A 13,686-nucleotide genomic window follows, 5' to 3' on the forward strand; every position below is an offset into this window, starting at 1 on the left:
CCTCGGCCTGGCGCAAAATCCCGATGATCTGCTCTTCGCTGAATCGACTCCGTTTCATGCAGTGCTCCTATGCCAGGAACACTAACTTTTCAATGGACCTGTTTTTGGGGGAGGGGTCAGCTTCTGGCAGAGACTGTGCCGCACAGATACCTTGATGACGATAATCGCGAACGGACAAATGCCATCGTTGACACCTTGCGCGAAGGACTCGGGTTGAATGGGCTGTTTCCCGACGCGTGCCCGGCCTAGCACCGTTGCGGAGAGACCATTGATCACGAAATGCGGATGACGGCGCTTTCGACGACATCACCCAAGAGCGCGCGCAAGAGCGCATTGCGGCACTGAATCGTTTGCGGAAAAAAAGCGGCGGCTCACCACCGGGAACCGCCGCTCTTTCATTGCTGTTGAAGCTTTTACCGTGCGGGCACAGCCCTACTTCTTCTCCACCACCTTGACGGTAGCCTCGGCGATCTCCAGCTCCTCATCCGTGGGGATGACCAAGACGCGGATGCGGCTCTCCGGCGCGGAGATGGTGCGGGCGCCGGGCTTGCGGGTGTCGTTCTCTTTCGCGTCCAGCTTGATGCCCACGCTCTCGAGGTTTTCGCACACCTTTTCGCGCACGATGGGGTCATTCTCGCCGATGCCGGCCGTGAACACAATGGCGTCCGGCTTGCCGTCAAGCAGGAAGATATAGGCGCCGAGCATCTTGCGGATGCTGCGCACGAGCATTTCCAGCGCAAGTTTCGCGCGCTCGTTGCCCTTCTCGATTTCCGCGTGCACGTCGCGCATGTCCGTGAAGCCGCAGATGCCGAGCAAGCCCGACTTCTTGTTCATGATGGTGTCCACTTCCGGCGCGGTGAAGCCCTTTTTCTCCTGCAGGAAGGGCACGATGGCCGGGTCGATACTGCCGCAGCGCGTGCCCATGATGAGGCCTTCCAGGGGCGTCAGTCCCATGCTCGTGTCATAACACTTGCCGTGCTTCACGCAGGTCATGGACGAGCCATTGCCGAGGTGCATGGTGACGGAATTGAGCTCGTCCAGCGGTTTGCCGAGGTATTCTGCCGTCTTGCGCGCGATGTACTTGTGCGAGGTGCCGTGGAAGCCGTAGCGGCGGAGCTGGAGCTCTTCATAATATTCATAGGGCAGCGCGTACATGTAGGCGTCCGGCGGCATGCCCATGCCGAAGGCCGTGTCGAACACCGCCACATTGGGCACGCCCGGGAAGAGCTTTTCCGCCACCTCGATGCCCATGAGGTTGGCCGGGTTGTGCAGGGGCCCGAGCAGGAAGCACTCCTTGATGACATCCTTGACATGCCGGTCCACGAGCACCGGCTGGGTGATGGCCTCGCCGCCGTGGAGCACGCGGTGGCCGATGGCGTGGATCTCGCTCTTGTCCTTGATGACGCCCACTTCCGGGTCGGTGAGGAGCGCGATGACGAGCTCCATGGCCTCCACATGGGTGGGAAAGTCCTCGTCGCGGATGATCTTTTTCTCGTGGTCGGTGCCCGGCGCGATCTTGTGCGTCAGGCGGCCGTTCTGCTGGCCGATGCGCTCGGCGATGCCGGAGCAGAGCACGGTCTTGGTGTCCATTTCCAGGAGCTGGTACTTGCACGAGGAAGAACCAGCATTGATGACCAGAACTTTCATCCCTCACTCCCTTTGACGTGTGCGCGAGAAGCGCGGCCCCGGCCGAACCCCATGCCCGGCCGGGGAGGTGTATGCGCGTGTTTGCTATTTCTTGGCGTTCTTCTTGTCCGCGGCGGCCTGCACGGCCGTGATGGCGACCGTGTTCACGATGTCGGGCACGGTGCAGCCGCGCGAGAGGTCGTTGACCGGCTTGTTGAGGCCCTGGAGCACCGGGCCGATGGCGATGGCCTGCGCGGCCCGCTGCACGGCCTTGTAGGTGTTGTTGCCGGTGTTGAGATCCGGGAAGATGAACACCGTGGCCCGGCCGGCCACCTGGCTGTCGGGCATCTTGGTCCTGGCCACGATGGGGTCGATGGCCGCGTCATACTGGAGTGGGCCTTCCAGCGCGAGATCCGGGGCCATTTCCTTGGCGATCTTGGTGGCTTCCACCACCACGTCCACGTCCGCGCCCTTGCCGGAGGTGCCCGTGGAATAGGAGAGCATGGCCACGCGCGGGTCGATGCCGAACACCTTGGCCGTATGCGCCGAGGCGATGGCGATCTCGGCGAGCTGCTGCGCCGTGGGGTTGGGGTTCACCGCGCAGTCGCCGAACACGAGCACGCGGTCCTTGAGGCACATGAGGAACACGGACGAGACCACCGAGAAGCCGGGCCTGGTCTTGATGAACTCGAAGGCCGGCCGGATGGTGTGCGCCGTGGTGTTCACCGCGCCGGAGACCATGCCGTCCGCGTCGTCGAGCTTGACCATCATGGTGGCGTAATAGGTGGCGTCGCTCATTATGTCGCGCGCCTGCTCGGGCGTGATGCCCTTGGCCTTGCGCAGCTCGTAGTAGGTTTCGGCGTACTTGTCGAAATCGGCGGCCTTCACCGGGTCGATGAGGCGCGCCCCGGCCACGTCGAGGCCCAGGGCCCGCGCCTTGGCGTGGATGGCGTCGATGTCGCCCAGAAGGGTGATGTCGGCCACTTCGCGGCGCAGCAGAATGTCCGTGGCGCGCAGGATGCGCTCGTCCAGCCCCTCGGCGAGCACGATGCGCATCTTGTCGCTCTTGGCGCGCTCGATGAGCTCGAACTCGAACATCATGGGCGTCATGCGGCCGCTGCGCTGGCCGGAGAGCAGACGGTTGGCGATTTCCTTGCCGTTGACATGGTGCTCGTAGAGGCCGAGCACGGTGTTGATCTTGCGCGTGTCGTCCGGCTCGATGAGGCCGTAGATCTCCTGCAGGGCCGTAATGGTGCGGTAGGTGTGCGCCTTGGTGAGCAGGATGGGCAGCGGCGCGCCGCTCCAGCCCTCGATGAGCTTGCGCACCGAGGCAGGGGGCTCGAGCCCGCCCGTGAGCAGCACGCCCGCGATGTCCGGCGTGGCGGAGGAGAGGCGCGAGGCGATGGCCGCGAGCAGGATGTCCGTGCGGTCGCCGGGGGTGATGATGAGCTGGTCTTTCTCGATATAGTTGAGGAAATTGTCGATGTGCATGGCCGCCACGAGGTAGTCGCCCACGAGGGCGTCCAGGCGGTTGCCGCCGAAGAGCACCTCAGCGTCCAGGCCCTTCTTCACGTCGTTCATGGTGGCGCGGCCGAGCGAGGGGTCGTTGGGCACGGCATAGACCAGGGCGGGCTTGTCGTCCTTGCCGAGGCTCTTGCGCAGCTCGTCCAGCTCGGTCTGGGAAAGGCTCGAGCGGTTGATGATCGTGGCGATGATGTCGATGGCGTAGGGCTCCAGCGCCTCGAGGGTGAGGTGCAGGGAGTCGCTGATGTCCCTGGCCGTCACATTGTCGCCGCTTGTCACGAGCATCACCGGCGCGCCCAGGTTGGCCGCGATCTCGGCGTTGAGCTCGAACTCGAAGACCGGGTCTTTCCCGAGGAAGTCCGTGCCGATGCAGAGCACGAAATCGTGCAATTCCAGAATTTTCTTGAACTTCTGGATGATGTTCTCCAGAAGCAGGTTGCGCGAGCCCTGGTTGATGATGTCGCGGGCCTCGGCGTGGGTGTAGGCGAAGGTGTCCTGATAGTCCATGTCCAGCTTGAAGTGCTGGAGCATGAGGTTGATGTCCGGGTCGCGGTCGTCCAGTTGCGGCTCGTTGATGATGGGGCGGAAGATGGCCACGTTGCGCATGGTGCGCGTGAGCATCTGCATGGCGCCCAGGGCGATGGCGCTCTTGCCCGTGGTGGGTCCGGTGGCGGTGACATACAGGGCGTTGTGTTTCATGGAACCTCCTTGCGGACGGGGCGCGCCGGGAGCGTGAAGAGCCCGGAACCGCCTGCCGCCCGGCCCGCCAGGGTCTCACCCTGCCGGGGCAAAAGCGCGAAAACCGGCTGCGCGGGGCTTCGCGCGCCCGTGCCCGGTTTTCGGAGTGCTGTGCCGGCGTCCCCGGAGGGGCGCGGTACTCGCCGCGCTCCTCCGGGGCATTGCCCGCCCGGGGCGCCGCACTGTGGCCGCGGCGCCCCGGTAACGGGGACAGGAGTTTGCGCCTTATGCCTCTTCCTTGCCGGGCCAGGTGCCGGGGAAGGGCAGGTCGGCCAGCTGCTTGTAGAGCGCGTAGCGCTGGGCATAGGCCTCGGCGAGATCCTGCTTGAGCTCCTTGGAGATCTCGGGCCGGGTCTTGTCCAGCGAGGCGTAGCGGTTTTCGCCTTCCAGGAAGGCCGTGAAGTCGCCCGTGGGCGCCTTGCTGTCCAGCTGGAAGGGATTTTTCTTTTCCGCGGCCAGGTCGGGATTGTAGCGGTAGAGCGGCCAGTAGCCGATCTGCACGGCCGTCTTGGCTTCGAGCATGCTCATGCCCATGCCCTTCTTGAGGCCCTGGTTGATGCAGGGGGCATAGGCGATGATGAGCGAGGGGCCCTTGTAGGCTTCGGCCTCGCGGAAGGCCTTGAGGGTCTGCTGCATGTCGGCGCCCATGGCGATGGAGGCCACATATACATAGCCGTAGGTCATGGCCATGCGGCCGAGGTCCTTCTTGCCGGTGCGCTTGCCCGCGGCCGCGAACTGCGCCACCGCGCCGAGAGGCGTGGCCTTGGAGGACTGGCCGCCGGTGTTGGAATACACCTCGGTGTCCATGAGCAGCACGTTGATGTCCGCGCCGCTGGCGAGCACATGGTCGAGGCCGCCGTAGCCGATGTCATAGCCCCAGCCGTCGCCGCCGAAGATCCAGACGCTCTTCTTGGTGTAGAGGTCGTCCATGTCCCAGAGGTCCGCGGCCAGNGGGCTCGCGAAGCCGTCGAGGCGGCCCATGATCATCTCGCCGTACTTGCGGGAGCCCTCGGCGTCGTCCNTGTTGTCGAGCCAGCCCTGCAGGGCTTCCTTGAGCTCGGGCGANGCGGCCTTGTCCTCAAGGGCGGCCTTGACGATGGAGGCGAGGCGGTTGCGGCGCGAGAGGTAGGCCTCCTCGATGCCGTAGCCGTATTCGGCCGCGTCCTCAAAGAGNGAGTTGCCCCAGGCCGGGCCGAAGCCGTCCTTGCGGTTGGCGCAGTACGGCGTGGTCGGCGAGGAGGCGCCCCAGATGGAGGAGCAGCCCGTGGCGTTGGCGACGAGCATCCGCTCGCCAAAGAGCTGGGTGAGCACCTTGACATAGGGCGTCTCGCCGCAGCCGCCGCAGGCGCCCGAGAACTCGTGCAGGGGCTGCTGGAGCTGCGAGCCCTTGACCGTGTCGCGCGGCAGGATGTCGTCCTTGATGGAGATGTGCTCTTCCGCAAACTCCAGGTTGGCCTTCTGCACGGCGAGCTGGGTGGCCAGCGGCTCCATGACGAGGGCCTTCTCCTTGGCCGGGCACACATTGGCGCAGGAGCCGCAGCCGAGGCAGTCCTCGGGATAGACCTGGATGCGCAGCTTGAGGCCCTTGAGGTCCTTGCCGATGGCGTCCTTGGTCACAAAGCCCNCGGGCGCGCCNNNGAGCTCCTCCTCGGTGGCGAGCACCGGGCGGATGGCCGCATGCGGGCACACGAAGGAGCACTGGAAGCACTGGATGCAGTTGCCCACCTGCCATTCGGGGATCTTGATGGCCACGCCGCGCTTTTCGCAGGCCGCCGTGCCCACGGGCATGAAGCCCGCCGGGTCCATGGCGGAGACGGGCAGCTTGTCGCCCTGCTGGGCCAGGATGGGCCGCACGATGTCGCGGACGTATTCGTCGTCATGCGGATGCGTGACCACCGCGCCCTCGGTGGTGTCGGCCCAGGAGGCGGGATACTTGATCTCCTCGAGGGCCGCGGCGCTCTTCTCCACGGCCGCGATGTTCATGTTNACGACCTTGTCGCCCTTGAGGCCGTAGGTCTTCTTGATGGAGGCCTTGAGCAGGTCCACGGCCTGCTCGAAGGGGATGACGTTGGCGAGCTTGAAGAAGACCGTCTGCATGATCATGTTGATCCTGCCGCCGAGGCCCACTTCCTGCGCCACCTTCACCGCGTCGATGTTGTAGAACTTGAGCTTCTTGCGCGCGATCTTGCGCTTCATGGCCGCGGGCAGGTGCTTTTCCATGTCCTCGAGGGTCCAGTTGGAGTTGAGGACAAAGGTNGCGCCGTCCTTGATGCCCTCGAGCAGGTCNTACTCGGTGACATAGGCCTGCTTGTGGCAGGCGATGTAGTCGGCCTGGGTGATGAGGTAGGCGGCGGTGATGGGCTTCTTGCCGAAGCGCAGGTGCGAGACCGTGAGGCCGCCGGACTTCTTGGAGTCATAGGCGAAATAGGCCTGGGCATAGAGGTCCGTGTTGTCGCCGATGATCTTCACGGCCTGCTTGTTGGCGCCCACNGTGCCGTCGGAGCCGAAGCCGAAGAACTTGCACTGCACNGTNCCGGCGGGCACGGTGTCGANNTCCCCGTCCACCTCNAGGGAGAGGTTGGTCACGTCGTCGGTGATGCCCACGGTGAAGTGGTTCTTGGGCTGGAGCGACTTCATGTTGTCGAACACGGCCTTGGCCATGCCGGGCGTGAAGTCCTTGGAGCCCANGCCGTAGCGGCCGCCCACGATGGTCGGGGCCTCGCCCTTTTCGAGGAAGGCGGTGCACACGTCCTGATAGAGCGGCTCGCCCTGNGCGCCGCGCTCCTTGGTGCGGTCGAGCACGGTGAGGCAGGTGACGCTGGCCGGGATGGCGCGGAGCAGNTGCTCGGCCGAGAAGGGCCGGAACAGGCGCACCTTNACGAGGCCCACGCGCTCGCCGAGCTTCTCGTTGAGGTAGNTGACGGTCTCCTCGATGACCTCACAGGACGAGCCCATGCTGATGATCACGCGGTCGGCCTCGGGATGGCCCACATAGTCGAAGAGGTGGTAGCGGCGCCCGGTGATGGACTCCACCTTCTTCATGTTCTCGGCCACGATGGCGGGCACGGCGTCATAATAGAGGTTGCAGGCCTCGCAGTTCTGGAAATAGATGTCCGGGTTCTGGGCCGTGCCGCGGATGCTCGGGTGCTCGGGGTTCATGGCCGCGGCGCGGAACTCGGCCACCTTGTCCCAGTTCACGAGGCCNGGGATGTCCTTGTAGTCGATGACCTCGATCTTCTGCACTTCGTGCGAGGTGCGGAAGCCGTCAAAGAAGTGGCAGAAGGGCAGGCTCGNGTCGATGGCCGAAAGATGGGCCACGAGGGCGAGGTCCATGCANTCCTGCACCGAGGCGGAGCAGAGGAAGTTGAAGCCGGTCTGGCGGCAGGCCATGACGTCCTGGTGGTCGCCGAAGATGGAGAGCGCGTGGCTCGCCAGCGCGCGCGCCGACACATGGAAGACGCCGGGGAGAAGCTCGCCNGCGATCTTGTACATGTTCGGGATCATGAGCAAAAGGCCCTGCGAGGCCGTGTAGGTGGAGGTCAGGCTGCCGCCGGCGAGCATGCCGTGCACNGCGCCGGCCGCGCCNGCCTCGGACTGCATCTCGCGCACCGTGACCTTCTCGCCGAGGACGTTGACCTGCCCGTGGGCGGCCAGCTCGTCCATGACCTCGCCCATGACCGAGGAAGGCGTGATGGGATAGATGGCCGCCGTTTCCGACAGCGCGTAGGCAATATGCGCGGTGGCGTTATTGCCGTCCATGGTTTTCATTTTCGCCATCTTGAGTCCTCCTTGGCGCTCNCGCGCCGCTGGTTTGCCGAAACCTTCCCCGGGCGCCCCACTGCGGAGCGCGCGGCAATTTCCTTCGCCTGCCGCCGTGACGGCCGGTTGTGCCCGAAATTTTGCCAAAGCATAGCCCATTTGCCCCCTAGCGTCCAGCTAAAGGCCGTCCGGCGCGGACGCGCCGGCCNCTGGGNAGCGCNCCGGGGAATGGGCCANGGGAATGAGGAGGGCACTAGCACAAAATTGATTGATTGAACAGTCAAATTTGCGCGTCAAAAGGCCCGGGGCGCAAATTTTTTTCGCCGGNCNTGCCCGGGCGTCTTCAATCCCCGGGCTTGCCCGGATAGCGCCGCCAGAACCAGACGAGCACNCCGGCGCACACAAGCGCCATGGGCACGCCGAGCAGCGCCGGGGNGAGCGAGNCCNNANCCGTGGCGGATGANCNNGCCNCCGAGATAGGCNGAGCAGGCGTTNGACATGTTGAAGGCGATCTGGATGCCCGCGCCGCCCANTATCTCGCCGCCGCGCGAATAGCGGACGATGAGGTACTGCATGGGGCCGCCNAGNCCGAANAGCGCNGCNGTGCCCGAGAAAGACCAGNGNCANNGNNACNGGNGNNNAGGCGCTGNANAAGTAGATGCCGAGCANAATGGGCACGATGCTCATGGCCGTGCAGGCCGAGACCAGCGCCGGCCGGAAGCGGTCGGCGAGGCGCCCGCAGAGGAGGCCGCCCGTGAACATGCCGAGGCCCGCGAGCACCATCACCCACTTCATGTCGTCGGCCGGGATGCGGGTCACCTGTTGCAGGATGGGCTCCATGTAGCTGTACCAGCAATAGACGCTGCCCTGCCCGAGAAAGGTGGCCGCGAAGATGAGCCACGGCGCGGGCCACTTGAGAAAGCGCACCTGCCGCCTCAGGCTCTGCTCCCTGGGCGCCGGGGCCACGGGCACGCAGCCGAGGATGCCCGCAAAGGCGATGGCCCCCCACAGGGCCGCGAGCACGAAGGTGAGCCGCCAGGAAAAGACATTGGTGAGCCAGGTGACGGTGGGCACGCCGAGCACGTTGGCCACGGTCATGCCCGTCACCATGATGGCCACGGCCGTGGCCTTGTAGCCCGGCGGCACGAGCTGCACGGCCACGATGGCGCCGACGCCGAAATAGGCGCCGTGGGGCAGCCCGGCGAGAAAGCGCGCGCAGATGAGGCTCACATAGCCGGGTGCCAGGGCGGCGAGGCCGTTGCCGAGCACGATGAGGCAGCACAGGCCGAGCAGGATGTGCTTGAGCGGATGCCTGCGGAAAAAGAGCGGCAACGGCGCGCCGAGGCTCACGCCGAGGGCGTAGGCGGAAATGAAGTCCCCGGCCTGGGGGATGGTGACATCCATGTCATGGGCCAGCGGCGAGAGGATGCCCATCATGGAAAATTCGGCGACGCCCAGGGCAAAGGTGCCGCAGGCGAGCGCGAGAAGCCCGGAACTCTTCATGGCGCCATCCCCCTCGTGCATGCGCGATGGGGCAGGCTAACCCGGCGGGAGGAAAAAGAAAAGGGCGCCCTTTTGGAGGCGCCCGGGGATTCAGTTGAGCTTCGCCGGCAAATCGAGCTGCGCGGCGTAGTGGTGCTTCATGCGGCGCACCTTGGCCACATAGGCGCGGGTCTCGCGCACGGGCAGCCGCCGCGTGAGGTCTTCGTAAAGCTCGTCCGAGCTCATGGCGTTGATGCGCGCCACGGCCTCCTCGCTCGTCGCGCCATAGAGGCGCAGGAAGCGGTTGGGCCCCATGTTGTAGGCGGCGACAGTGCAGTATTCGCGCGAGAGCGGGTCGGTCACGTTCTGGAAATAGCGGGTGAGCAGGATGTGGAGATAGGCCGTTCCGTAGCGGATGTTGATCTCGGGCACGCGCAGGTCGTCGAAGCCGATGTCGCCGCGCCGGCCGTAGAGGAAGCGGTGCACCTCGCCGCTGGCCGTGCTCGGCAGAAGCTGCATGAGCCCCATGGCCGACTTGCCGCTCACGAGCGTGGGCGAAAAGTCGCTCTCGCTGTGGATGATGGCGTAGATGAGCGCGGTGTTGAGGTTGTAGCGGCGCGCGAAGTTCTCCACCAGTTCCTGATAGCGGTGCGCCTTGGCCGGGGCCTCGCCGGAGGCGAAGGCGCGGGGCGTGGGCGCCGCGGGTGCGGGCAGCACGGAGGGTGCGGCGGGCGCCGTCACGCGCGCGGATGCCGGCGGGAGCGGCCGGTAGGCGGCCATGAGGCCGCCGGTGTCCTGCCAGCGCAGGGGGCGGCCGTCCATGTCGAGGGCGTCGCTGGCGCGGAAGGGCTCCACGGCGAGGAGCTGCGGCGCCGAGGCGCCGTCAAGGGCCACCAGCGGCGCGAGGCCGGCCTCGGCTGCGGGCCGGGGCGCCTCACCCTCGAAGCCGAAAAGCGGCGCGGCCCCTGCCATGCTCAGGCGGATGCCCTCGGGCTCGAAGCTGATGAATTCCCCGTTGCGGCGCTGCGCGAGCATGCCGCACACCGCCCGCGCGGCGGCGAGCGTGGCCTCGCCGGGCCCGGACTCCTCGGCCCGCACCGGCCGGCGCACGGCCCACACATGCGTGCCGTCGCCCGCCTGGAAGATGGGCGCGGGCAGATCCTGCGCCTGCAGGCTCACCACCTGGGCGCTGGCCCGGCGCCGGATCTCAAAGCCCTCGCCCCGCGGCGCGAAGCCCGACAAAAGGCCGAGGAGCAGGGCGCTTCCCGCGCCCGCGAGGCAGAGCGAACTGAGGAAAAGGGTCTTGCGGCGTTGCATGGTGCCTTCCTTTTATCACAGGTTGCGGTGAAACGTCACCGCCGATATCGGGCCTCCGGGGCCCCGGAGCCGGATGCACCGGGGTGCAGCAAAATTCCTGCCATCCTGAAAAATATCAATAATGCAAATAGGTTGTTGTCTAGTGCTGACGAAGTTCCCCTGCCGGTCAAAAAACGGACGCCCGGGAAGCCGGGGGGCAAAAAAGCCGTGGCGTCCTGCCCCCGCCGCTGCTATGCTCGGGCCGGCCATGCGTAAACGCTTTTTTTTGCCCGCCGCCCCGGCCGGCGCCGCCTCGCCGCTCCCTTTCGCGGCCGACGCCCCGTGGCTCGCGCCGCTCGCCGGCTACAGCGACCTTCCCTTCCGGCTCCTCTGCCGCCATTACGGCGCGGCCGTCTGCGTGACCGAGATGGTCAGCGCCAAGGGCCTTATCTACAAAAGCCCGGGCACCGGCGAACTGCTCATGAGCCTGCCCGAGGACCAGCCCCTCGTGGTTCAGCTCTTCGGGGCCGAGCCGGAAGTGCTGGCCGAGGCCGTGCTTACCCTGCGCAGGGCCGGTTATGCCTGGTTCGACTGCAACATGGGCTGCTCGGTGCCCAAGGTCATGCGCCAGGGCTCGGGCGCGGCCCTTCTGGGCGACCCGGAACGGGCGCTCGCCTGCGCCCAGGCCATGATCGGGGCCGCCCCGGGCCGCGTGGGCTTCAAGCTGCGCCTCGGGCTCGACCGCGACCGCCTCGTGCTCCCCGACCTCGCCCTGCGCCTTGAGGACGCTGGCGCCGCGTGGCTCACCCTGCACCCGCGCACGGCCCGGCAGGGCTTTGGCGGCAGCGCCGACTGGGAGGCCATCGCCCGCCTCGCGCAGCGCCTCTCCATCCCACTGCTGGCGAGCGGCGACCTCTTCAGCGCCGAGGACGGCGTCCGCTGCCTCGCCGAGACCGGGGCCACGGGCCTCATGTACGCCCGCGGCGCCCTGCATGACCCGGCCGTCTTCGCGGCGCATCGCGCCCTCCTGCGCGGGGAGGAGCCGGCACAGCCCGAGGCGGCGTCCCTGCGCGCCATGATCAGCCTGCATGTGCGGCTCGCGCGCGAGCACGGGTGGGGTGACGGCGCGCTCTGGAAGATGCGCTCCCTTGTGCCGCGCTATGTGCGGTTTTTGCCCGGGGTGCGGGTCTTGCGCCAACGCCTGTGCCGCTGTACTGATTGGCAGGATCTGGAAACGGCGCTGGACGAATTTCTCGACGGCGAGGGCCTTTCCTGACCATCCCCGCCACCCGAGCCCGGAGCCCCGCATGGACGTTCTTCGCGCAAAAACCGCCGGCTTCTGCATGGGCGTGAGCCTTGCCCTGCAAAACCTCGAAAACGCGCTGACAAGGCAGGGCGAGGACGCGCCCCGGCGCATCTGCACCTTGGGGCCCATCATCCATAATCCGCAGGTGCTCGAGCATTTCGCGGGCCGCGGCGTGGCCTGCGTGGCGGGCGCGGACGAGCTCGGGCCCGGCGACCATGTGCTCATCCGCGCCCACGGCCTTCCCCGGGAGGAGGAAGCGCGCGTGCGCGCGAGCGGCGCCAGCGTGGAGGACGCCACCTGCCCGCGCGTCAAGGGCGCGCAGCTTGCCATCGCGCGCGCCACGCGGGACGGGGCGCAGCTCCTGCTCTTCGGCGAAGCCGAGCACCCCGAGGTGCGCGGGCTGCTCTCCTACGCCGCCGGCGAGGCGCGGGTCTTCGGCAGCCTCGACGAACTCATGGCGCTGCCCCTGGCGGCCGGCGAGCCGCATGTGCTCGCCTCGCAGACCACGCAGGACCGCGACGCCTTCGCGGCCATCGAGGCCTGGCTTCACGCCCGCCTGCCCGGGCTCACGGTGCTGAACACCATCTGCGGCGCCACGCGCGAGCGCCAGGAAGAGGCGCGCGAGATCGCGGGCCAGGTGGACGTAATGGTGGTGGTGGGCGGCCGCGAGAGCGGTAATACCCGGCGGCTTGCCGCGCTGGCGGCGCAGGCCGGGGTGGAAACCTTCCATGTGGAGCACGCCGGGGAGCTTTCTGCCAAAAGATTTGCGACAAAATCCCGCGCAGGTCTAACGGCTGGCGCATCCACGCCGAAAAGCCTTATTGACGCGGCCGAGGAATGGCTGGCGTCGCTCTAGCCTTTTAGCGGGCGCCCCGGGAGCACGGGACGGAGGCAGCATGGCCGAGATCACCAATATTCTGCTGGAATCCGGCACCAATGAGCTGGAAATGGTGGAATTTTACCTGGACGAGACGCTTGAGCCGGGCGACGCCCTGCTGGAGGGCCTCACGGCGCAGGCCGTGGGCGCGGACCAGGCCGCCAGCTATCGCGGCTATTACGGCGTGAACGTGGCCAAGGTGCTGGAGATCATCCGCATGCCCAAGGTCACGGAACTCCCCGAGGTGCAGCACGAGAGCGTGCTCGGCGCCTTCAACCTGCGCTCGCGCATCATCCCGCTGGTCGACCTCACCCTCTGGCTCGGCAAGACGCCGGCCGCGCGCACCGAAGAGCCCAAGACCATCGTCACCGAGTTCAACAACGTGACCACGGCCTTCATGGTCTCGGGCGTGAACCGCATCCACCGCATCAGCTGGGAGCAGGTGGACCAGCCCAACCCCTACATGGCCGCGGTGTCGAGCAACACCATCGTGGGCGTGGTCAAGCTCGAGGGGCGTATCATCTTTTTGCTCGACCTTGAGAAGGTCGTCGCCAACCTCAACCCCAAGCTCAGCCTCCGGCTCGACGACCTCGGCGACGACTGGGACGGCACCACGGGCTACCGCGCCCTGGTGGCCGACGACTCCGCGCTGGTGCGCGAGATGCAGCGCGACCTGCTCGAGCGCGCGGGCTTTAAGGTCATCGTCACCACCAACGGCCGCGAGGCCTGGGACTGCCTCACCAGTTTCCGCCGCCGCGTGGAGGAGGAGGGCCGGCCCCTGAGCGACTTCGTGCAGGTGGTGGTCTCGGACATCGAGATGCCCATGATGGACGGCCTCAACCTGACGAGCCGCATCAAGAACGATTCCATCCTCAAGCAGCTGCCCGTGCTGCTCTTCTCCTCGCTCATCACCGAAAAACTGCGCCACAAGGGCGTCAGCGTGGGCGCGGACGGCCAGATCTCCAAGCCGGAGGTGGGCACGCTCGCCAAGCGCGCGGCCGCCCTCATCCGCGAGCGCGGCCTTGCCGGCGACCATGCGCCCGCCGAGGGGGGCGCCCGGTAGGCAAGGCCCCGGGCC

Annotated in this window: 8 protein-coding genes; 3 read left to right on the forward strand and 5 right to left on the reverse strand. The window is 66.7% G+C overall.

What is annotated here, in order from left to right:
• Positions 1–432 precede the first annotated feature (432 nt).
• The 5 genes from HDR50_RS09495 to HDR50_RS09515 all read right to left on the reverse strand — a co-directional run bounded on the left by HDR50_RS09495 (position 433) and on the right by HDR50_RS09515 (position 10,446).
• Positions 433–1,647, reverse strand: a complete 1,215-nt coding sequence (locus HDR50_RS09495) for an acetate kinase (protein WP_291357883.1) — start codon at positions 1,645–1,647, stop codon at positions 433–435.
• Positions 1,648–1,731: 84 nt separating this feature from the next.
• A complete protein-coding gene (gene pta, locus HDR50_RS09500; RefSeq protein WP_291357884.1) occupies positions 1,732–3,849 on the reverse strand; it encodes a phosphate acetyltransferase in 2,118 nt (705 codons plus the stop codon).
• 264 nt (positions 3,850–4,113) lie between these two features.
• Positions 4,114–7,665 carry a pyruvate:ferredoxin (flavodoxin) oxidoreductase gene (nifJ, locus tag HDR50_RS09505; protein ID WP_291357885.1) on the reverse strand — a complete coding sequence of 1,184 codons (3,552 nt, stop codon included), beginning with the start codon at positions 7,663–7,665 and terminating at the stop codon, positions 4,114–4,116.
• Positions 7,666–7,824: 159 nt separating this feature from the next.
• Positions 7,825–9,150, reverse strand: a complete 1,326-nt coding sequence (locus HDR50_RS09510; RefSeq protein ID WP_291357886.1) for an MFS transporter — start codon at positions 9,148–9,150, stop codon at positions 7,825–7,827.
• Between the two features lie 90 nt (positions 9,151–9,240).
• The gene (locus HDR50_RS09515) at positions 9,241–10,446 is read right to left on the reverse strand and encodes a transglycosylase SLT domain-containing protein (protein ID WP_291357887.1); all 1,206 of its coding nucleotides are present in this window, start codon (positions 10,444–10,446) and stop codon (positions 9,241–9,243) included.
• A gap of 247 nt (positions 10,447–10,693) precedes the next feature.
• On the opposite strand from HDR50_RS09515, the gene HDR50_RS09520 reads away from it, so the two are divergent.
• Genes HDR50_RS09520 through HDR50_RS09530 form a run of 3 tightly spaced genes read left to right on the forward strand, consistent with a single transcriptional unit; the run spans position 10,694 to position 13,671 of the window.
• The gene (locus tag HDR50_RS09520; protein WP_291357888.1) at positions 10,694–11,701 is read left to right on the forward strand and encodes a tRNA-dihydrouridine synthase family protein; all 1,008 of its coding nucleotides are present in this window, start codon (positions 10,694–10,696) and stop codon (positions 11,699–11,701) included.
• A 31-nt stretch (positions 11,702–11,732) separates the two neighbouring features.
• Complete coding sequence (gene ispH, locus HDR50_RS09525) at positions 11,733–12,587, forward strand: 4-hydroxy-3-methylbut-2-enyl diphosphate reductase (RefSeq protein WP_291357889.1); 855 nt, start codon at positions 11,733–11,735, stop codon at positions 12,585–12,587.
• A 40-nt stretch (positions 12,588–12,627) separates the two neighbouring features.
• On the forward strand, positions 12,628–13,671 hold the full coding sequence (locus HDR50_RS09530; protein WP_291357890.1) for a chemotaxis protein: 1,044 nt from the start codon (positions 12,628–12,630) through the stop codon (positions 13,669–13,671).
• Positions 13,672–13,686: the final 15 nt, after the last annotated feature.

This window comes from Desulfovibrio sp. (assembly GCF_014803725.1).
Lineage (GTDB): Bacteria > Desulfobacterota > Desulfovibrionia > Desulfovibrionales > Desulfovibrionaceae > Desulfovibrio.

What these genes read in the sequence shown, in the direction of transcription:
- HDR50_RS09495 (WP_291357883.1), bottom strand. Translation starts at nt 1,647, where the DNA reads ATGAAAGTTCTGGTCATCAATGCTGGTTCTTCCTCGTGCAAGTACCAG.
- pta (WP_291357884.1), bottom strand. Translation starts at nt 3,849, where the DNA reads ATGAAACACAACGCCCTGTATGTCACCGCCACCGGACCCACCACGGGC.
- HDR50_RS09515 (WP_291357887.1), bottom strand. Translation starts at nt 10,446, where the DNA reads ATGCAACGCCGCAAGACCCTTTTCCTCAGTTCGCTCTGCCTCGCGGGC.
- HDR50_RS09520 (WP_291357888.1), top strand. Translation starts at nt 10,694, where the DNA reads ATGCGTAAACGCTTTTTTTTGCCCGCCGCCCCGGCCGGCGCCGCCTCG.
- ispH (WP_291357889.1), top strand. Translation starts at nt 11,733, where the DNA reads ATGGACGTTCTTCGCGCAAAAACCGCCGGCTTCTGCATGGGCGTGAGC.
- HDR50_RS09530 (WP_291357890.1), top strand. Translation starts at nt 12,628, where the DNA reads ATGGCCGAGATCACCAATATTCTGCTGGAATCCGGCACCAATGAGCTG.